The sequence below is a fragment of the Paenibacillus sp. FSL H8-0548 genome, from assembly GCF_038630985.1.
Taxonomy (GTDB): Bacteria; Bacillota; Bacilli; order Paenibacillales; family Paenibacillaceae; genus Pristimantibacillus.
The window spans coordinates 5,708,519-5,727,849 of the sequence record NZ_CP152049.1 but is presented as its reverse complement, the minus strand read 5'-3'; the positions used below and the strand labels follow the sequence as shown (position 1 = coordinate 5,727,849).

The following is a 19,331-nucleotide window of genomic DNA, read 5'->3' as shown; positions in this document are numbered from 1 at the left end:
TGACATGTTGCATATACGTATTAAGCTTAATGTAAGCGGTTAAATGAAGGAGGAGTATCAGGCATGAATCGTAAATTAATCGATTTGTCGATGGATATTTACCACGGGGCGCCAACCTTCGCATTGGATCCCAAATGCGCGGTTATCGTTCACCATACGGTAGACTCAATGGGCTATAACATGACGCAATTATCAATGAGTACTCATCAAGGAACACATTTAGATGCGCCGTTTCATTTTCTAGATGAGGGCAAGACCGTGGACGAGCTTGATCTTCATCGGTGCATTGGAGAAGCGATGCTGGTAGATTTAACTCATAAGAAGGCAGGGGAGCCGATCATCATCTCTGATTTTGGGGCCTATAAAGATCGGATAGGCGAAGGAACCAGGCTCATCTTTCGGACAGATTGGTATAAGCAATACCCGCATAAACACTATTTCACTGATTTTCCATATATGACGCTTGAATTGGCGCAGTGGTTAGCGGATCGCAAGATCGCCATGATTGGGATGGATATTCCTACCCCAAATCCTACAGACTTTGATCCTGTTCATAAAATATTGCTTGGTGCAGAAATCGTCATTGTTGAAGCCTTAGCAAATCTTGGCGATATCGGTCAGGAGCAATTTTTCTTTATGGCGGCACCGCTCAAAATTTTGGGGCGCGATGGTTCGCCAGTAAGAGCCATAGCCATGGTGGAGTAGAGAGGAGTACGGAACAGAATGGATAAACCGATGAAGGTTGTTGTTACGGATTATGGTTTCCCTGATTTAGAGCATGAACGGCAGATTCTTGAACCTATCGGAGCAAAGCTGCACGCTTTTCAGTGCCGCAATGAATTGGAGGTCGCTGACCATTGTAAGGATGCGGATGCGGTTTTAACGCAATGGGCGCCCGTGACAGCTGCTGCAATAGAACAAATGGAGAAGTGTAAAGTGATTGTACGCTATGGAATCGGAGTAGATAATGTTGATCTGGAGGCAGCACGCAACAAAGGTATTCCTGTGGTGAATGTACCGGATTATGCTATAGCGGAAGTAGCCGATCACACATTCGGACTGCTGCTCTCATCTGTACGGAAAATTCCGCAAGTGGTTAATAAGGTACGAAGAGGCGAGTGGGAGATTGCGCCATGCCGTCCAATTGAAGGGCTGCAAGGGAAGCGGCTAGGACTTGCTGGCTTCGGTAATATTGCGCGTGCGGTAGCAAGAAGAGCTCAAATTTTTGGCATGGAGATATGTGCTTATGATCCTTATTTGAGTAAAGAACAAATAAGTGAGTTTGGGGCAACGAAGGTGGAATGGAAAGAACTATTGCAGCAGAGCGACCTGCTTTCCGTACATCTTCCCTTAACGGAACAGACTAGACATATTTTTGGCGAGGAGGCTTTTGGCATGATGAAGTCTTCTGCCCACTTCATTAATACTTCACGTGGCGGAGTCGTCGATACGCTTGCTTTGGAACAAGCGCTGGTGAAAGGTGAAATTGCGGCTGCGGCGCTGGATGTATTAGAAGTGGAGCCTATTGATGCTAATCATCCTTTACTTCAGCTGGAGCAATGCTTGGTGACTAGTCATTGTGCTTGGTATTCAGAAAGCTCGCTTATTAAACTTCAAGCCTATGCAGCAGAGGAAGTGAAGCGAGTGCTGGAGGGGAATTCGCCCAAACATATCGTGAATGGGGTGAAGGGATGAAATCAATCGTGTACGAAGGACCAGAGATTCTCTCGATCCATGAAGTGGAAATCCCTCTTCCAGAAGCAGATGAGGTCGTTATTAAGGTGAAAGCAGTGGGCATTTGCGGCAGTGAGCTGGAAGGATATTTGGGTCACAGCAGCATACGCGTTCCTCCGCTAGTTATGGGTCATGAATTCGCGGGAGAAATTACGGCGCAAGGCTCTAATGTTAAAGAAATAAGTTTGAATAGTAAGGTGGTTGTTAATCCGCTGCTGTCCTGCGGAGAATGTACTCGTTGCCGGGAGGGACGGCCGAATATATGTTTGCAGCGCAGAATTGTAGGGATCCATCTTCCCGGCGGCTTTGCAGAGTATGTCGCTGTGCCAGCTTCTAGTGTAACCACATTACCAGTGACAATAGATTTGGCTTTAGCTTCACTTGCTGAACCATTGGCAGTTTGTATTCATGCTTTAAAGCTGGGGATGACCATGCTCTCGGATATTATGATTTATGGTGCAGGTCCAATTGGTCTTCTAACTCTTCAGGCAGCTCGAAACATGGGAGCTCGGAAAATTCTAGTCGTTGATCGTCAACCGGTAAGGCTTGCCTATGCCGAGCAATTAGGCGCAACCGTTAGTACACCGGAGCAGCTCGATTCGGTTTTTGATAAGGTTTTTCCATCAGGAGTAGATACAATCGTAGATTGTGTTGGCGTTGGTCAGACAAGGGAGCAAGCGATCCTCCGTATTAATCCAGGCGGCAAAGTGATTCTAATCGGACTAGGGCAGGATGTTTCGACACTAACGATGAATCATGTGGTTAGGCAAGAGATAACATTAATGGGTTCCTACACGTATAGTAATCAGGATTTTGCTCAGGCGGTGGAGCTTCTTGTATCCGGCCAAATTATCCATGAAGGATGGACGGCCTCTCGCAAGTTGGAGGAGGGACCAGAGGCTTTCGCAAAATTAGCGGCAGGAACAGAATTAGCTGGGAAAATTATTCTTCATCCTTAGTGAGGCTAGAGGGGGAATTATATGCGCGGTTTAAAGGGGAAAATTGCACTTGTAACTGGCGGAGCGCAAGGCTTAGGTGAAGCAATCGTCAGAAGGCTGAGTGAAGAAGGCTGTACCGTATGGCTGGGCGATCGGAATGAAGCAGGCAGGGAAGTGGCAAGCCAGATTACGAGCGTGACGGGAAATCCAGTAAAGTATGTCCAAATCGATATATCTAAGAAGCAACAGGTTGAAGCGTTGGCACAGCAAATGACGGATGCGGGAGATGGCCTTCATATTCTTGTGAACAATGCTGCATCATTTGTTTTCAAAGGAGTAGAGGCAGAATGTGAGGATTGGGATACAATCCTTGACGTTAATTTAAAGGGTACGTCCTTATTGACTGGAGCGATGGTTCCATTATTAAAGCAGGCTCAAGGAGCTTCTATTATTAATCTGTCCTCTGTGAGCGGCTTCGTAGGTCAAGCCCAATTCGCAACCTATAATGCGACAAAGTTTGCTCTGAGAGGATTAACGAAATGTTGGGCTGTGGATTTGGCTTCGCATGGGATTAGGGTGAATGCATTATGCCCGGGCTATATACGAACTGAAGCTTTTGAACAATCGTGCCGTCTGCTTGGAAAAGATATTGATGAGGAAGATCGCAGAGTGTCTGCCCTTCATATTCTTGGCAGGCAAGGGGTGCCAAGCGAGGTAGCTTCTGCAGCAGCATTTCTAGCTTCTGATGATGCTTCATTTATTACAGGCAGTGATTTGTTAGTTGACGGCGGCTTTACGGCCATCTAAATAGGGATTAAGGGAGAGAAGAACAGTGAAGCTACTTGTTTTTGTTGAAGATGGAGTCGAAAAGATAGGTGTGCATACAGAAGCGGGCATCCTTGATCTTGCAGCAGCGGCCAGAGCAAACGACGTGACGGTTCCGAGTACTATTCATGAGGTAATTGAAGGTGGACAGAAGGCTTTAGCCATCATTTCTAAGCTTATGGATGAAGCAGCGAACGGCGGTGAAGATGAAAAGGCATTATTTTACCTGGAGGAAACAGCACTGACGCTAGGCCCCTGTGTAACCAGACCAGAGAAAATCATCTGTATCGGTTTGAACTATCGGAAGCACGCCGAAGAAACAAATGCGGCCATACCTGCTTCTCCAGTGGTGTTCAGTAAATTTGCGAATGCATTGACGGGGCATCAGTCTGAAGTGCCGATACCAAAAGGAGCATCGGCGGTTGATTATGAAGTAGAACTAGCCATCGTTATCGGAAGCACCACACGCGATGTGGAGAAGGAGGCAGCACTGGAGCACGTATTTGGCTATTGCTGTGCGAACGACCTGTCTGAAAGAGAGTGGCAAATGCGTAGCTCTCAGTGGATACTGGGTAAAGCATGTGATGGCTTTGCGCCAATGGGGCCATATTTGGTTACTGCTGATGAGATCAGTGATCCCAATGAGCTTAATCTTCGGTGCACGGTAAATGGTGAAATTAGACAAAATTCCAATACATCAGATATGATTTTCCGGTGTGATGAGATTGTAAGCTACTTGTCCAAGCATATGACGCTGCAGCCCGGAGATGTAATCTTAACGGGAACACCTGAAGGGGTGGTGCTGGGACTGCCTGAGGCAGAGCGTGTATATTTGAAATCAGGTGATCACATCGTCATCGAAATCGAAAAGCTAGGCAGATTGGAAAATACGATGGTATAAGAGGCTACACAGAAAAGTTGCTGCTCGCGTGAAAGTCATATCCAACAGAAAAACTTGTTGTCACTTGTAATACGGTTCAGCGTAATGTATCTAAACAGAAAGTACAGTTTGACCATAAAATATACATCAGCATATAAAAAAGAAACCACTCCGATGGAGTGGTCTTCTATTTATTAGCCAAAATTGTAAATTCCCATGGAATGTTTTCATTTTCCCAACCACGATGCTCATCAAAATTCATTAAATTAAAACCTGATGTAATAACGGAATTTATTATTTCGCTAAGGGTGTAAAGTCTAATCGAAACATCTGGAAAGTCTTGTTGCTCATGTTCATCGAAATAATGTTTATATGCTAAATCCCCATTATGTAATTCTTCGTCAAAGTAACTTTGTTGGATTTGATATTGGATTTTAGAATTAGAAACGATACACCTTCTTAACGGATGAAAGTCACTTAGAACCATCACCCCATCTTCTTTAAGTAATGAAAAAAGAATAGACATCAATTTTTCAATGTCATTGAAGTAGTGTAGTATCCCACCTTCTAAGTAAAGCATATCAAAATAACCACTATACTTTTCTAAGTTTATATCATAAATATCAGTAACAACATAATGTATAGATACATTGGCGGAATCCGCCAGTTCTAGGGCATACTTTCTATTTTCTTCCGATATATCGAATACGGTTACATTTGCGCCTAACAGTGCTAATGGGACTGCTTTTCTTCCATTTGAACCACAAAGATTAGCAATCTTTTTTCCTTCAATCTGTTCGAAATAATGCTTATGTTTTTTTAGCTGTGCTTTGGGATTATCTAATATTTGTTTTGCTTTATCCTCAGGTGAACCATCTCGTCTGTTCCAAAATTCATATGCTCGATGTTCCCAAGCTAACTTATTTTTAGCACTTTGTTCATTCATACTTGTCAAATCTCCCTTCTATTGAAATATCACTCCTAGTCGGTCGACGGAAGTGCCTACAGCTTATCTGAAAACAATAAATACTAAAATGATGTAGACCATCCCTTATGTCCAGCCGAGCCTTGCGGAAGACGATTACTTGCCCGCTTTGGCCGATACGGAAAAATAACTCATCTCAACGGTTGAGACAGTTTTTCGTTTCGGTTCTCCCATCGATTTCACTGACACGTCGACCTGACTTTCATCCGAGCAGTCCCGTCGGTATTTCCCCTCCTCCAACTTCATGTCAATAAAATCGACGACCTGCTGCAACGAGGCTATTTGGCTGATGATATCTTCCCGGTGGCTCCTTAAGTGTTCCACCAGTTCGGGATATTCCGCGGGATCGGTATCGGCGGAAACCGCCAAAAACGGCCGGATTTCCTCTAGCGGCATTCCCGTTTTCTTCAGGCAAGATATCAGCTGAATCGTATTGATGTTCTCCTGCCGATAGATGCGATGCCCGTTATCCTTCCGGTCAGCACGGGGCAACAGCGCGATTTTTTCGTAATAACGGATCGTATCCTCGGAAATTCCGGTTTGCACAGCGGCTTGCTTTATCGTAAAAGTTTGCTCTTCCTTCATCCTGTTCCCTCCCGGAAATTGCTTTTTGTGCATTATACATCGTGGTACTGGCTTCAAGTCAAGTCACTTATTCTTACAAGTAGAACTTTTTTTTCGACCCTTGACTTGGAGTCGACTCCAAGTTATAGAATATGCGCTATCAGGTATATATACCGATATTAGGAGGAGATGTACTATGAACAAGAACCAACGTGAAAATATAGCATTGATTACGGGCGCAAGCGCCGGGATTGGGTTGGAGTTAACCCGCAAATTGCTGTCGGAGGACTGGCAGGTGGTTGCTTTGAACCGTTCCGACTTTCCGACGGATGATATGAAGATCCAAGAAGCCGTCAAGAGTGGATGGCTTCGAATTTATAAAACGGCTGATCTTGCCGATTATGTCAGCCTGAGAGGGGCTTTGGAACAGATAAAAGAAAAGGAACAGCGGATCGATATTTTGTTCAACAACGCCGGCGGGTCCTTTTCTGAGCTAAGCTATTCGAAACAAGGACGCGAAAAGCATTATGAGCTATTGACGGTCGTTCCATATATCATTCTGATGGAATTGAAGGAACTCATCATAAGCGGTCGCTTAAAAACGGTGATCAATACCTCATCTTCAGCGCTAAAATTTACGAAAGAGTTTAATATCGAAATTTTAGAGCACCCCAAAACGTTCCGCAAGCTGCTTGGTCCTTACGCCACTTCAAAGCTAGCGCTTTCGCTGTGGACGCAGGCCATCGCGTCGCAACTTGCCAAGGACGACATCAAGATTCGCAGTGTTGACCCGGGTGGCAATAATACGCTAAGAAAAGGAAAAAAATCCGGACTGCCCATATTGGTTAATCTGTTGATGAAGTTGTTTTTCTCACCTCCTACCCATGGCGCTGCTAAGCTGTATGAGGGTGCTCTTGGGGAACACGGTAATGAGACCGGCGTATTTTTATTGAAAGGTCAGGTTACGGAAATAAAGTTTAAAGATCAAGCGCAGAACGTTTTGGAGAGGATTCATATGATTTACGAGCACGAATTTTTACAGCGTAATTTTTAACCTTACGGCTCTGTATTGCATAATAACGTTAATCCATCTCCAAAGTGAAGAACGCTTGCAACGACCCCGCTAAATAAAAAGCCGCTAGCAGCGGCTATCCCTTCTTATGATACTTCTTGCCCCACTCGCCCATACTCTCCAGTATGGGAATAAAGTTTTGCCCAGCACTCGTCAGGGAATATTCCACTTTCGGCGGAACCTCCCGATAAACTTTTCGATGCACCATTTGATCCCTTTCCAGCTCCCTCAGTTGACTGGTCAGGATGCCTTTTGAAATTCCCGGCACCAGCCGCTGCAGTTCACCGAATCGCCGTGTCTCTCTTAAATGCCACAGAATAATGATCTTCCATTTACCGGCGATGATGTTTTGCGTATCCGTTACAGGGCAAACCTCAATTTGTTCGACTGGAATTTCACCCTGAAATGATGATCTTGCCACATCTAGCCCTCTCCCTTCCTATGGTCATATTTATAAGACTATATCACAAAATAATGACTACTACCAAAAGTAGAACCCATACTATAGTATATGACTATAATCAATATCAATCACATCCAATGGAGGAATAGACAATGAACATCGGGATTATTGGCGCAAATGGGAAAACTGGAAGCCTTATAATGGAGGAAGCTTTGAATAGAGGACATGCCGTCACCGCAATAGTAAGAAATGCTTCAAAAATTACCGAACTCAACGTCCGAATGATTGAAAAAGATGCTTTTGCTCTTACGGCATCCGATCTTAAAGACTTTGACGTTGTGGTAAGCACTTATAAAGCGCCGTTTGGGGAAGAACATCTGTACATTGAATCGGGGAAAGTCTTGATCCAGGCGCTTACAGAAGCCTCCGATACAAAATTATTCATTGTGGGAGGTGCCGGCAGCCTCTTTGTGGATGAAGAAAGTACTACAAAGCTGATGGACACAGCGGATTTCCCTGCTGCCATTTTTCCGACGGCCGTCAATGCGGCGAAGCAGCTTGAGGAATTGCAGCATACCCACTCAATCACATGGACTTATCTCAGTCCTGCTGCTTATTTTGACCCGGACGGAAAAAGAACAGGTTCTTACAAAACAGGAAAAGATCATCTTGTTTCAAACAGCAGCGGTCAAAGCTACATCAGCTACGCCGACCTTGCCATTGCGGTGCTAGATGAAATCGAACAGCCGCGTCATATCAATGAACGCTTTACCCTTGCCGGGGAAGCCGAATAAAGTAAGCTAGGCCGGCATTGCTTGAAAACATCAGCCTAACAATAAGTGCTAAGATAGCGGTAGTCCATGTATTTGTTTTTTAATATTTGTGGGGTGGAAGGATACTAATGAAAAATAGCGATGCAGGGATAGTTCCCTGATCGCTATTTTTTCGTTATTTATTTGATTCCGCCATCCATTGAATTGCACGATCTCGTCCCCAGCTGCAGACATCCCACAGATCAGCAAGCGGTTGGCGAGTATAGGGGAGCGTGTGCATATAGCCAGGAGGTCCATACTCTGGTGTGAAGGTGAATCGCTCTGCACCAGCTTGAAGACGATGCTTATAGATTTGGCTCCACCATGCTTCATGTACCCGAACATCTTCAGCATATTCAGGAGCTCTTGGGTCCGGTACTTGAGGCCCGTGAACGAAGCCCACTCTGCCATGCACATGAAGCGTGCGAGATAACGCTAGATCCACATCGTCTGCATAAAGAGAAAGATGAGACTCTGTCACACATACCCAGTGGCTAAAGTCGGCGCTTAGCTGAATTTCAGGAAATGCCCGCAGTATTTTGGCTGTAGTCCACGGGGTGAACATACAGCGGCTGCGGTGCGTTTCATGAGCAACGGGTACACCGATAATGCTTTCAGATTTCAAAGCTTGTTCGAACATTAGTTGCTGCTCCGACCACTCCATGCTGTCTCGGCCAGTATGGCAGTTTACAAAGAGAGGCCCGTATTCAGCTGCGCGTGAGAGCCGCTCATGGAATGAGGCTGCATGTTCAGCAGCCTCATTGCCGCCTGCAGTAATCATTTGTGCGATGTAGTGCAGATTATACTGTTCGACAAGTGCGCGAAACTCACTAGGAGATACAGCTTCCGGCACTGGACCTTCAATAGCGTTATATCCAGCCTGTGCAATTTTTTCGATTTTTTCCTGTAATGAGCCCGTCATACCCCATATTGCTTTACCAATAATAATGTCCATTTTGGAGTTCCTCCGTAGTATGATTTATGTCGTAATCATTAGCATTCAGCATCCGTCATCTCATTAGTGTAAATTCGTTTGTATTCATCTGGCCTAATTTTTTTGGAAGATTTGCAAGCATAATGCAGCTGCAAGGCACGGCGTCTCTTTCCAGATCCATTCGGCGGTGTCCCATGGTGAAGCATGCCGTGGAAAAATAATGCGCCTCCAGACGGAAGCGGGACGGCAACATCACGTTCAACCTGTACATTTGTATCGCATATTTGCCAGTCGCGTACAGCATAATGAGGCACGCCGCCATCCATGTGGGATCTTGGGATGACATGCATACATCCATTATCAAGAGCAGCCTCGTCTAATGCAATCCATACTCCAATTACAGGCTTATCGTACGAAAGAGGGCCGTAGGCCATATCCTGATGCCAGGGCTTTTCGCCTCCGACATGAGGAGGCTTCAACAAGGCCATATCTTGAACAAGTACGGGCTCCTCGCCTAATATTTCGGTTATTTTCTCGATTAGTTTTGGATGATAGGCAATCTGTGTCAGGGCATCATCATGATCCACATAGTCATATACTTTGCGTACGGCCAGTTCTCTTTCTTCTGGTGTCAAACATTGATCACGTGGCTTCGAAAATTGAATTTTTGCTTTCGTTTGATCTGAATGAATGATGTTCATAAGCGAATTAATAGATTTTTGTACTTCATCAGAGGATAGAACCTCATTCACAGCCAAAAAGCCTAACGATTTATACGTGTGGATTGCCCCATTGTCAATATGATCCAGTGTATCAAGCGTAGTGGCGAGCTGATCAAATTTGTACAGTTTAGAAAGGTCTAAATTTGTACTCATCTACTAAACACTCCTTTTAAATGAACTTGTTATGATATAATAAATTATAAGATAACCATTCAGATTGTAGAATGTTAGCAGATGCTCAATATTTGTACTGAAATACGAAATCTATTTGAATAGGATGAATGACTATGGAAGACACGGATTACTTGAATCTTCTTTCCCAGCTTCATCATTGTGCTTTAGCTAGAAGCTATCATTCAGGCAAGGCAAAGTGTGAGAAGGACTGGAGCTGGCGGCCGCAGGCGTTAATCGATTATGATCTTTGGTATGTTGCAGCAGGCAAAGGTGAGGTTTGGCTTAATGACGAGCATCATACGATTGCAGCGGGCTCATGCTTTTTGCTGCGTCCCGGAGATCGGGTAGCTGCTGATCAAGATCCGGATCATCGTCTCACCGTCATTTTCATTCATTTTCAGTCATCCCGCTCTAAGCTGGATAAAGAGGCTTCATTAGAACAAGGGCCCCTGCATCTCTTTCCCTCTGCATTCGTCATTCAAGATACGGTCTGGATGGAGACTTTGCTTAATCGACTGCTTGTACTTGATGACGCTTCTCCAAATGAGCTTGAGCATACTGAGTTCGCTGCTGTTTTGCGAGCGGCTTTATGTGTGATGCTGAAGACATATGAAGAGACGCATCAGCAGACTAGCAAGCATCATGCGATCATTCGCCGGTTGATACGACATATTAAAGAGAATCCCTCTTCTTCGTTTACGCACGAGCAGTTGGCTGATTATGCTGGACTTTCTTCACGTTATTTGAACACACTCTTTAAGAAGCAGACGGGTGTTTCTTTAAAAACCTTCATGGCCCGTACACGAATTGAACGTGCTTGTCATTTGCTTTCAGAATGCAGGATGAACGTAACTCAAATTGCTGATACGCTCGGTTATTCAGATATTTATTTCTTTAGCAAGCAATTCAAGCATTTTGTAGGTGAGTCGCCTCTACAATATCGCAGTCGTGTAGAGGCGACTCATATGCATACGTTCAACTCAGCTTCATCCCGCTAATTTTGCCCTAGTATCGTTCGTATTCCAGATCCATCGTTGCGAATCCACAAAACTCAGGAAAGTTGTTGAGTGCGCCATTAATTTCTTCTTGGGAATAGCCCATTTTTTGCAGATGAAGCTCCTTTGCTCTTTCTGCAACAGATACAGCGGTGACAAAATCATTAATATTTTCAAATAACTTTGCACCCCATTTTTTTCCGAAGTTAACGTGCAGTCTCTCGTCGGCAATATCATACTCGGATTGAAGTGCAGACAGATCATCTCCGAAATGCTTGAAGGCATCGATTGATTTTCTTTTCTTAATGAAAGAGCAAGGTTCCATGACCATGGTTAAGGTCGAGTAGAATTCTGGGAAGGTCCGCTCTAAGTTATCTGGCGTGAGCGCATTGGACGGATGCCATGGGAAGTCTTCGGTTTGGTAGCCCATTTGCTTCAGACGGCGAACCCCCATTTGGCTATGTCTGGCTTCATCCCAGGTATGACGAGCGATATCATAGTAGAAGTCCATCGGCATTTTTTGAACACCGTAGTATAAATAAGTTAGACTTTCAGTTGCAGACATTTCGCTGGCATTAATGTATACCATATGCTTCACGCTGTCATAGGTTGGGGAATTCGGATCGAACATGGCGCTTTTGTATTTGCTGAGGTCAACGTGTGGGTATCTGACGTCATGAGCAGGTGTCGCAGGCACAGGTCCTTGCGGCGGATATTTCAAGCGGTCTGTCCATTCCTCCACTGGCTGATTAGAAAATAGTGTTCCCCAGAGACGATCGATATAACGAGACCAGCTTTCAAAGCGCACACGGTTCTCCGGGCTTTCGGAATAAGCAAATCTAACGTGAGCATCTCCCCAAGAACAGAGCTGTTTATTATCCATTTCGATAAAACGCAGTACATCGAGTGTTGGCCAATCTAAAATAGGATCAAGAGAATCAGCTAACCGAGCATAATGAGCATATAGTTTCGTCACCATACTGCGATATGCAGCTGCGAACTCGGGAAATGCTGGTGCTAGCGCAGCATTGACGAATACATTCGATATATGTTCAGGTGTCCATGAACGATCACTAATGGCTCCTCCCGGTAGCTCTGCAATACGTACTTCAAGCCGCTTCATATGCTCGGTGTGGAGATAACCCATCCGAACAAGCTCACCCTTCCAATCCCAGCTCGGTGCGCCTGATGTCCACCCTATGCTCATACGAGATAGTTCAAATTCAATCCAAAAGCACTCTTTTAATAGAGTGGCTGTATCGACAGGACGCAGGAGTGTACCGGTAGGATTGTTTTCATTATCTAAAAATCGGAGATCATTGACGTCCACGATAATCTTCTTATCTGCTGACACTAAAATCACCTCTTCTAATCTTCTTACTTTTACTTTAAAGCAAGAAGAATGAAAACGCTTGCTGTAAATTCTCCGTTTGTTGGAGAATTGTCTAAAGCGTCTTAGATTAGAGGTGATGAGATTGTTCTTAGGAACGTGATTGTGTGCGGAAGGAGCTAGGTGTAATGCCTGTAATCTCTTTAAAACAGCGGCTAAAATGTGCCATCTCTCTGAATCCTACAATGATGGAAATAGCTGTAATTGACTCATTGCTATCGCTAAGCAATGATTTGGCTTGATTGATTCTTTGAAGCATTTGATATTGATGTGGAGAAAAATCGGTGTGTTGTTTAAAGAGCTTGTGCAAATAAGAACGGGATAAATGAAAATGTGCTGCTAATTCGGTCGTAGATATCGGGTCTGCGAGATGATTAGAAATATAGTCCGCTACCTTATTCATCAACTGTTGATGATGAATCGAAAGGGGGGGATGCAGAGCGAATTGTTGTTGTGCTTTTCTGCCGAGTATTACAAATAGCTCAATAAGCCGCGCTTTAACAATGAGCTCGAAATAGGGCTTTTTTTGTTCCAGCTCTTTCTCTAATGTACGCAGCAGGTGTAGGACAGTCTCGGCTTCCTCGCGAATACCGAGTAGAAGCTGTATGGATTCAACTTGATCGTTAGGGAACCAAGCAGTGATGGTGTCATCAATCATAGGAGCTTGCTCAGCTAACGAGGCGAGAAAGCTCTCTTCTATAGACAAAATAACGCGCAAATATTCAGAGGTTTGTGTGGTTTGAATGCGATGATAAGCTTGTGGACGAATAATAGTTAGCTTGCCGGGAACAAACTCATACTCGTTGTTCTCTATCCTTGCCACGCCTACAGAGGATAAGGAAAAGTGAAACTCATAGCCATCATGAGCATGCATGGAGTCCATAACTTCAATTTCTCTTTTGGTTTGACAGAAGACAGGAAAGTCGTTTAACGATCGATTGAATGCAAAGTCTATAAACCGGTTAAGATCGTTGTTCATCATAAGTACTCTCCCTCTTGAATGCTCTTAATTCCATCCTAATTACATTAGATGGGGGTGTCAATTCGCAGCATTAAAAACAATGACCAAGGAGTTCTGCTATAAGAAGGTTGCTGAGCGCTTACGATGAGGAGTATGATCAATTTAATGAGATTCTGTTTATGTGGAGAGGGGTATGAAATGAAAAAAATTAGGGTAACGAATACAGATCTGGAGTGCTCGGCAATCGTTCTTGGCAGCGTGGATATCGGTTCGAAGCTTGATGAAAAAGAATCATTTCGTTTGATGGACGATTATCTAGATGGCGGCGGGAATATGATTGATACGGCAGAGGTGTATGGTAATTGGGTACCTGCTATTGAAAAGAGTATTAGTGAAGCCATCATTGGAAAATGGATGAAAGCAAGGAAAAATAGCTCGAACTTGATCGTCACTACGAAAGGCGCCCATCCGGATATTAATGAAATGCAGAGGATGAGAGTGAGTCCGCAGCATATTAAGACTGATTTGGAGGGCAGCATGAAACGGCTGCAAGTAGAAGCGATTGACTTATACTGGCTGCATCGGGATGATCCGAGTCGTCCCGTTGGAGAACTCATTGAGGCATTAAATGAACATGTGAAAGCCGGGAAAATCCGTTATTTTGGTTGTTCAAATTGGCAGACAGAGCGAATTATTGAGGCGCAATCGTATGCCAAAGAACATTCACTGCAAGCTTTTTCAGCCAGTCAAGTATGTTGGAGCCTTGCTCTAATTGAACCTGCAAATGTGACAGATCCCAGTCTTGTATTTATGGACGATATCATGCACAGCTATCATAGGGAATCTCGGTTATCATTATTTAGCTATTCTTCGCAGGCAAGAGGACTTTTTACAAAATTAGATAAAGGACTAAAGGATGAAGAAATTCCAGCTCTTTATCAAGTTCCTGAGAATAGGCTTCGATACGAGAAAATCAAAAAGCTGTCTGCAGAGCTGTCAGTTTCAATTAATCAAATTGTATTGTCCTATTTGCTTTCGCAGTCGTTTCCCTCCTTCTCGGTTATTGGGACTCGCACAATAGAACAATTGCAGGATAGTATGGGAGCTGCGCAAATCAGCTTAACAGCTGAACAGCTGGAATATTTGGAGAGCTGAGAGAAGACATGCAGCGCTGTCTCTTGTACTGATCTCTATATAAAAAATAAACGGTAGTTGACGAGTCGTCGGCTACCGTTTGTTTTGGTGGGCTGTACACTTGTAGCTCGCCATCTCATGTCCACCATCATTATAATTTCTTTTTTATACTTACAAACTATTATGTAGATACTTTCTTTAAACATTAATTAAAATTATAATATTATGGTGTGATGAAAATGTGTTTTGGAAAAAACGAGAAAATTGGAGAGTGATACGTATGACATCATTTGAAGAACTAGTAAAAGAAAGACGTTCAGCTAGCAATTTTCTACCCGATCATCCGATTTCAAAAAAAGAATTAGATGAAATTTTTACATTAGTTAAATTTGGACCGACGGCATTTAATTTGCAGCATCCAAACTATATAGTTGTTACAAATCCTGATGTAAAAGAGAAGTTGAAAGTAGCCGCCAACAATCAGCATAAAGTTTCTTCTTCCTCAGCCGTTATTATTGTAACTGGTAATAAATTAGCCTATCAAGATGCAGCGAAAATATATGAAGGACTGTTAATGCTGGGAATTGTCAATAAACAAGAATACGATGCTCAAGTTGAGGACACGACTTTATTTTATAAAAAAAACGGAGAAGGTTTTCAGCGCGATGAAGCTATTCGAAACGGATCGCTTTCAGCTATGATGTTCATGCTAGCAGCTAAGGATAAGGGCTGGGATACTTGCCCAATGATCGGATTCGATAACGAGGCCGTTAAGGGGATTCTAGAAATAGATGATCAATATGAAGTGGTAATGATGATTACGTTAGGCAAAGAAAAAGTATCAAGCAGAAAACCGAGAGGATATCGTAAGCCAGTTAGTGAATTTATTTCCTATGTTGAATAAGGCGTTCATGATATGAACTGAACATAGAAGGAGATGAGCAGAGTGAAGATTGGTATTTTAGATCAAGGACCCATTACGACCTCGCATACAGCAGTACAGGCGCTGAAGTTTGTAGAAGAATTAGCCATACTGGCAGATGAGCTTGGATATTCACGTATGTGGATGGCAGAGCATCATAATACCCCTTTCTTTGTAAGCACAGCTCCAGAAATTTTAGCAACACATTTAGCTGCAAAAACGAAGCAAATACGCATTGGTACCGGTGGCATCATGATGATGCACTATTCACCAATGAAGCTCGCTGAGGTGTTTAAAACACTTGCTGGATTGAATCCTGGACGCATTGATTTTGGTGTTGGACGAGCTCCAGGCGGCGACCCTACAGCAACTCGTGCTTTAGCAGAAGGGCGTTCACAATATAATTCTGATCTATATGCTAAATTAGCAACGACGCTGAAGCTGATGAGTGAACGAAAACCAGATGATGAATTGTACAGATCGATTATTGCTTCACCCACGCATATTCAATTGCCGGAAGCATTTTTACTTGGCTCTACGGGCAACAGTGCAAGAGAAGCAGGCCAGCTAGGTGTAGGGTATTCGTATGCTCATTTCTTCTCGGGTGAGATGAGCAAGGAAACCTTTGACGCGTATAAAAGTTACTTTGAACCCTCCTATTTCATGGAGAAGCCGCTTATAAATGTGACGTATTCAACTACCGTTGCTGAAACGGAGGATGAGGCAGAATTTTATGCTAAGCCATTAGATATTTGGAGATTAAATTTCTCAAGAGGACAGATTGGACAGATTATGTCGCCGGAGCAGGCTGCCGAGATTTCATTCACCGAAATGGAAAAGGCGATCGTGAAGCAGCAGCGCAATATTCATTTGGTGGGAACAGCTAAGAAGGTTGCTGAGCGATTGCTGGCAGATCAGGAGTATTATCAATTTGATGAGGTAATGTTTAATCTCAATCAGCATGGACAAGAGTCTCGACTGCAATGTGTGCGTTTATTAGCAAGAGAGCTGTTGTAGCTTAATTATCGAAGGTATGACCGCAGGTGGCTTTAAAGGATAACGAAGCTCATGACCATAAAACTTTTTACGACGGAAAAGTGATCTCATGACACTTAAAGCTAAAATGACACTCGAAAAAGATTTTGTGGATATTTATACGTTTGAGGATGCGCTGTTTGTCTGAAGTATGCTTATTACGCTCTTGAAGCATGATGACCGGGCCAAAATCGCTTGCCTAGCCCAGCTTGTAAATGTTATTGCGTCGATCATGACGGAAAATGGCGGCGGATCATGGACACAATCGATCTATTATCCGTATATGCACGTTTCTGTTTATGGCAGAGGAATTAACGGTATTTGCGATTAATCGAAGCTTGGAGCAAACGCTAAGTCTGGAATGTGATATTAGAAGCTTCCCGGATTACGCGATAATTGAGCATATTGTACTGGAAAATGAAGATTTAAAAGCTAAAAACTCGATGACTAAGCAAAATGTGAAGCCGCATAATGATGGGCAATCGTCATTGAAGGACAGCTTGCTGGAGGCTCGCCTAACTAAGCATTCATGGCATGTAATTCGGTTAGCGAAACGGAAGGAAGATTAGTGTCCAAGCCTGTATTTCATAGAAGAGGTGCTTTGCAAGAGCAATTCGCTTGCGAGGCATCTCTTCTTTTTGTTGTAATTTATGGATATACTGATTGTTTTTAGAAATAATAAGGCTGCAAAGACGAACAATTCGTTTCTCCAGAGCGATCTTCTCGCTTCGTAAATCTTCATTTTTTTAAGTTCAAGTTATATCGTGGTCCATTAGTTATATAGTTTTTAATAACTCACCTATCCTGCACTTTAGCAGGATAGAAGTTAGTTTTTCGTGCTCCTACTTGTCTATGTTGCACACGAGCAATATAGACAGCCTTTAAAGGATCGTTTTGAGCAGAAACGGCTAATCTTAATGCTAATGTGCAGGATAGGCCATTCGGTGAGGGCATAAAACGTAAAGTTAATGCGAAAGTACAGGATAGCCTATGTAAGGAGCTACGCATTCTTCGAAAACCACGTTAGAGGATGCATAGCTATACGTGTCAGCTAGCTATAAGCTATTCACATGCTAAGTATCGAATCATAATATTCTTTTTACTTTTATTATATTTATGTGAACTATGTTTACATCACCTGCTGTTGCACTGTAAAATGAACCATCAACTGAAAAAAAGGTGACGGCTATGAAATTACGAATAGGCTTCCGAACTTTAAAGACAGCAGTCGGAGTTAGTGTTGCAATTATGCTAGCACAATTTCTACAATTGGAAAACTTTACGGCAGCCGGGGTGTTGACGCTGCTCTGTATTCAAAAATCACGCAGGCAGTCTTCAAAAGCAGTCATCAGCCGTTTTATTGCTTGTCTGGCATGTATGTTTTTGGCTAGCGGCTTATTTTGGCTTATTGGCTATTATCCTTATTCGTTTCTAATTTTGTTATTGTTTTTTATTCCTCTTTGTGTACGTTTTGGAATTCAAGAGGGCATCGCGAGCAGCGTCGTTATTGTGATGCATGTGTATAATCATGGGAAGATAGAGGCTTCTTTTTTCTGGAATGAATTTTTAGTGATCATCATCGGTCTCGGGGTGGCGCTGCTGGTGAATTGGTATATGCCGAGTATCGACAAAGAACTTATTCGCTGCAAAGAAAAAGTAGATGGGCTTATTAGTGTGATATTAAATGAGATCGCGGCTTATTTAAAGGATGGTTATACGCTGTGGGATGGAGCGGAACTGCTGGAATTATCGGCCGCGCTGCAGAAGGCGAAGGGGCTTGTCGCCTTGGATGCGGAAAACAACATGACTCGGAAGGAAAGCTCCTTCTCTTCCTACTTTGATAAGAAGCGGAATCAGTACGATTTGCTGGAGCGAATGCTTCCTGCTATATCTCGGATATCTGTTCAGATGGACCAAAGTATTCGAATTGGTTCTTTCATTAAAGAGCTAAGCTCAAATTTGGATAACAAGGGTCAAACAGCAGAATATCGTGAGACCCTTCGCCATATCAGAGAATATCATAAGCTTCTTCCTTTGCCCGCAACGAGAGAGGAATTCGAAAACAGGGCGAGCCTGTATACGATGGCAAATGAGCTGGAGCTGTTTATTAATACGATTTAAGAGTGCTAACACCACTTAGCCACAGGTATCAACTACTATAATTTCGATCATCATTAGGCCGCTCAGGGTGCATCCCTGAGTGGTTTTTTTATTATATAGGAAACTATGCATTTTCGGAACCTGTTGATAACGATGCTGCGAAAGCAGTCGGAGAGGGGATAACGAAAGCTAACGGAAACCAGAGACGCTAAAGTGCGATTTTTGGTTAGCGTCACATTTTAACGGAAGTGGGAGACGCTATTACGCAGAAATGAAGCGAAATCGGGCATGTAGGGTACAAATAGAGGCCTGTGTTTCCGTTACAATCATGAAACGACATATATAGGCGATTTAGCGTCTCTGGTTTCCGTTAGAGGTCCGAGCTGACGCGTCTGCGATGTGCAATCACCTGTAAGGGTGATTTTGTTCCGTTGCAGGACATTCCCGCTAATGATTATGGTAACCCGTTGAATTATTAGTAATAGATTTCATAGGAATCCCCCCCTTTAGAATAGTTTTGTCCCGTTATGCTCCCAACACGTATCTATTATGATTAAACCAATCGTTTACATAGCAAATGCTAATGTGAAATTTGACTACACGAAGAACAAGGCCGCCGAATAACTAAAAAAGTTACGAAGGAGGTGATTGATTGTAAAGTGTGTCTATGGAAATATTTTTTCGACCAAAATTGTATGCGCTTCATAAAGAATTTATTTGTGAAAATGAACACTGTTCGAACTCAATAAAG

19 protein-coding genes and 1 pseudogene are annotated in these 19,331 nt (G+C 43.3%); 13 read left to right on the top strand and 7 right to left on the bottom strand.

The window, feature by feature from the left end:
• The first annotated feature begins 63 nt into the window (after positions 1 to 63).
• The 5 genes from MHI37_RS24645 to MHI37_RS24625 are packed head-to-tail and all read left to right on the top strand — an operon-like array spanning position 64 to position 4,398.
• Complete coding sequence (locus MHI37_RS24645; RefSeq protein ID WP_076338266.1) at positions 64 to 705, top strand: cyclase family protein; 642 nt, start codon at positions 64 to 66, stop codon at positions 703 to 705.
• An 18-nt stretch (positions 706 to 723) separates the two neighbouring features.
• On the top strand, positions 724 to 1,695 hold the full coding sequence (locus tag MHI37_RS24640) for a C-terminal binding protein (RefSeq protein WP_076338267.1): 972 nt from the start codon (positions 724 to 726) through the stop codon (positions 1,693 to 1,695).
• Positions 1,692 to 2,693 (top strand): galactitol-1-phosphate 5-dehydrogenase, encoded by a 1,002-nt coding sequence (locus MHI37_RS24635; protein ID WP_076338268.1) that lies wholly within the window; start codon positions 1,692 to 1,694, stop codon positions 2,691 to 2,693. The genes MHI37_RS24640 and MHI37_RS24635 overlap by 4 nt, the downstream gene beginning before the upstream one ends.
• Before the next feature lie 21 nt (positions 2,694 to 2,714).
• Positions 2,715 to 3,479 (top strand): SDR family oxidoreductase, encoded by a 765-nt coding sequence (locus MHI37_RS24630; protein WP_076338269.1) that lies wholly within the window; start codon positions 2,715 to 2,717, stop codon positions 3,477 to 3,479.
• A 25-nt stretch (positions 3,480 to 3,504) separates the two neighbouring features.
• Complete coding sequence (locus MHI37_RS24625) at positions 3,505 to 4,398, top strand: fumarylacetoacetate hydrolase family protein (protein WP_076338270.1); 894 nt, start codon at positions 3,505 to 3,507, stop codon at positions 4,396 to 4,398.
• A 166-nt stretch (positions 4,399 to 4,564) separates the two neighbouring features.
• Here MHI37_RS24625 and MHI37_RS24620 read toward each other — a convergent pair whose 3' ends face one another.
• Both MHI37_RS24620 and MHI37_RS24615 read right to left on the bottom strand, forming a co-directional pair.
• Positions 4,565 to 5,323, bottom strand: coding sequence for a class I SAM-dependent methyltransferase (locus MHI37_RS24620; protein ID WP_076338271.1), 759 nt, complete (start codon positions 5,321 to 5,323; stop codon positions 4,565 to 4,567).
• 135 nt (positions 5,324 to 5,458) lie between these two features.
• Positions 5,459 to 5,947 (bottom strand): MerR family transcriptional regulator, encoded by a 489-nt coding sequence (locus MHI37_RS24615; RefSeq protein ID WP_076338272.1) that lies wholly within the window; start codon positions 5,945 to 5,947, stop codon positions 5,459 to 5,461.
• 175 nt (positions 5,948 to 6,122) lie between these two features.
• Here MHI37_RS24615 and MHI37_RS24610 point away from each other — a divergent pair, with 175 nt between their 5' ends.
• Complete coding sequence (locus tag MHI37_RS24610; RefSeq protein WP_076338273.1) at positions 6,123 to 6,980, top strand: SDR family NAD(P)-dependent oxidoreductase; 858 nt, start codon at positions 6,123 to 6,125, stop codon at positions 6,978 to 6,980.
• 94 nt (positions 6,981 to 7,074) lie between these two features.
• Here the strand turns inward: MHI37_RS24610 and MHI37_RS24605 are convergent, their stop codons facing one another.
• On the bottom strand, positions 7,075 to 7,419 hold the full coding sequence (locus tag MHI37_RS24605; RefSeq protein WP_076338274.1) for a helix-turn-helix domain-containing protein: 345 nt from the start codon (positions 7,417 to 7,419) through the stop codon (positions 7,075 to 7,077).
• Between the two features lie 134 nt (positions 7,420 to 7,553).
• Here MHI37_RS24605 and MHI37_RS24600 point away from each other — a divergent pair, with 134 nt between their 5' ends.
• Entirely contained in the window at positions 7,554 to 8,195 is a 642-nt protein-coding gene (locus MHI37_RS24600) for an NAD(P)-dependent oxidoreductase (RefSeq protein ID WP_076338275.1), read from the top strand.
• Between the two features lie 154 nt (positions 8,196 to 8,349).
• Here the strand turns inward: MHI37_RS24600 and MHI37_RS24595 are convergent, their stop codons facing one another.
• Positions 8,350 to 9,168, bottom strand: a complete 819-nt coding sequence (locus MHI37_RS24595) for a TIM barrel protein (protein ID WP_076338276.1) — start codon at positions 9,166 to 9,168, stop codon at positions 8,350 to 8,352.
• A 38-nt stretch (positions 9,169 to 9,206) separates the two neighbouring features.
• On the bottom strand, positions 9,207 to 10,022 hold the full coding sequence (locus tag MHI37_RS24590) for a phytanoyl-CoA dioxygenase family protein (RefSeq protein WP_076338277.1): 816 nt from the start codon (positions 10,020 to 10,022) through the stop codon (positions 9,207 to 9,209).
• Positions 10,023 to 10,156: 134 nt separating this feature from the next.
• Between MHI37_RS24590 and MHI37_RS24585 the strand changes: the two genes are divergently transcribed.
• Positions 10,157 to 11,041 (top strand): AraC family transcriptional regulator, encoded by an 885-nt coding sequence (locus MHI37_RS24585; RefSeq protein WP_076338278.1) that lies wholly within the window; start codon positions 10,157 to 10,159, stop codon positions 11,039 to 11,041.
• A gap of 7 nt (positions 11,042 to 11,048) precedes the next feature.
• Here the strand turns inward: MHI37_RS24585 and MHI37_RS24580 are convergent, their stop codons facing one another.
• Both MHI37_RS24580 and MHI37_RS24575 read right to left on the bottom strand, forming a co-directional pair.
• A complete protein-coding gene (locus MHI37_RS24580) occupies positions 11,049 to 12,392 on the bottom strand; it encodes a DUF455 family protein (protein WP_076338279.1) in 1,344 nt (447 codons plus the stop codon).
• Between the two features lie 127 nt (positions 12,393 to 12,519).
• Positions 12,520 to 13,410 (bottom strand): AraC family transcriptional regulator, encoded by an 891-nt coding sequence (locus MHI37_RS24575; RefSeq protein WP_076338280.1) that lies wholly within the window; start codon positions 13,408 to 13,410, stop codon positions 12,520 to 12,522.
• Positions 13,411 to 13,587: 177 nt separating this feature from the next.
• Between MHI37_RS24575 and MHI37_RS24570 the strand changes: the two genes are divergently transcribed.
• The 5 genes and pseudogenes from MHI37_RS24570 to MHI37_RS24550 all read left to right on the top strand — a co-directional run bounded on the left by MHI37_RS24570 (position 13,588) and on the right by MHI37_RS24550 (position 18,601).
• A complete protein-coding gene (locus MHI37_RS24570) occupies positions 13,588 to 14,544 on the top strand; it encodes an aldo/keto reductase (RefSeq protein ID WP_076338281.1) in 957 nt (318 codons plus the stop codon).
• A gap of 259 nt (positions 14,545 to 14,803) precedes the next feature.
• Positions 14,804 to 15,427 (top strand): nitroreductase family protein, encoded by a 624-nt coding sequence (locus MHI37_RS24565; protein WP_076338282.1) that lies wholly within the window; start codon positions 14,804 to 14,806, stop codon positions 15,425 to 15,427.
• 42 nt (positions 15,428 to 15,469) lie between these two features.
• Positions 15,470 to 16,462 carry an LLM class flavin-dependent oxidoreductase gene (locus MHI37_RS24560; protein WP_076338283.1) on the top strand — a complete coding sequence of 331 codons (993 nt, stop codon included), beginning with the start codon at positions 15,470 to 15,472 and terminating at the stop codon, positions 16,460 to 16,462.
• Positions 16,463 to 16,592: 130 nt separating this feature from the next.
• Positions 16,593 to 17,049: pseudogene (locus MHI37_RS24555) on the top strand (alpha-L-arabinofuranosidase C-terminal domain-containing protein); the annotation flags it as partial.
• A 619-nt stretch (positions 17,050 to 17,668) separates the two neighbouring features.
• Positions 17,669 to 18,601, top strand: a complete 933-nt coding sequence (locus MHI37_RS24550) for an aromatic acid exporter family protein (protein ID WP_076338286.1) — start codon at positions 17,669 to 17,671, stop codon at positions 18,599 to 18,601.
• Positions 18,602 to 19,331 lie beyond the last annotated feature (730 nt).

What these genes read in the sequence shown, in the direction of transcription:
- MHI37_RS24585 (WP_076338278.1), top strand. Translation starts at nt 10,157, where the DNA reads ATGGAAGACACGGATTACTTGAATCTTCTTTCCCAGCTTCATCATTGT.
- MHI37_RS24615 (WP_076338272.1), bottom strand. Translation starts at nt 5,947, where the DNA reads ATGAAGGAAGAGCAAACTTTTACGATAAAGCAAGCCGCTGTGCAAACC.
- MHI37_RS24590 (WP_076338277.1), bottom strand. Translation starts at nt 10,022, where the DNA reads ATGAGTACAAATTTAGACCTTTCTAAACTGTACAAATTTGATCAGCTC.
- MHI37_RS24595 (WP_076338276.1), bottom strand. Translation starts at nt 9,168, where the DNA reads ATGGACATTATTATTGGTAAAGCAATATGGGGTATGACGGGCTCATTA.
- MHI37_RS24550 (WP_076338286.1), top strand. Translation starts at nt 17,669, where the DNA reads ATGAAATTACGAATAGGCTTCCGAACTTTAAAGACAGCAGTCGGAGTT.
- MHI37_RS24630 (WP_076338269.1), top strand. Translation starts at nt 2,715, where the DNA reads ATGCGCGGTTTAAAGGGGAAAATTGCACTTGTAACTGGCGGAGCGCAA.
- MHI37_RS24565 (WP_076338282.1), top strand. Translation starts at nt 14,804, where the DNA reads ATGACATCATTTGAAGAACTAGTAAAAGAAAGACGTTCAGCTAGCAAT.
- MHI37_RS24645 (WP_076338266.1), top strand. Translation starts at nt 64, where the DNA reads ATGAATCGTAAATTAATCGATTTGTCGATGGATATTTACCACGGGGCG.
- MHI37_RS24635 (WP_076338268.1), top strand. Translation starts at nt 1,692, where the DNA reads ATGAAATCAATCGTGTACGAAGGACCAGAGATTCTCTCGATCCATGAA.
- MHI37_RS24620 (WP_076338271.1), bottom strand. Translation starts at nt 5,323, where the DNA reads ATGAATGAACAAAGTGCTAAAAATAAGTTAGCTTGGGAACATCGAGCA.
- MHI37_RS24575 (WP_076338280.1), bottom strand. Translation starts at nt 13,410, where the DNA reads ATGATGAACAACGATCTTAACCGGTTTATAGACTTTGCATTCAATCGA.
- MHI37_RS24640 (WP_076338267.1), top strand. Translation starts at nt 724, where the DNA reads ATGGATAAACCGATGAAGGTTGTTGTTACGGATTATGGTTTCCCTGAT.
- MHI37_RS24600 (WP_076338275.1), top strand. Translation starts at nt 7,554, where the DNA reads ATGAACATCGGGATTATTGGCGCAAATGGGAAAACTGGAAGCCTTATA.
- MHI37_RS24570 (WP_076338281.1), top strand. Translation starts at nt 13,588, where the DNA reads ATGAAAAAAATTAGGGTAACGAATACAGATCTGGAGTGCTCGGCAATC.
- MHI37_RS24610 (WP_076338273.1), top strand. Translation starts at nt 6,123, where the DNA reads ATGAACAAGAACCAACGTGAAAATATAGCATTGATTACGGGCGCAAGC.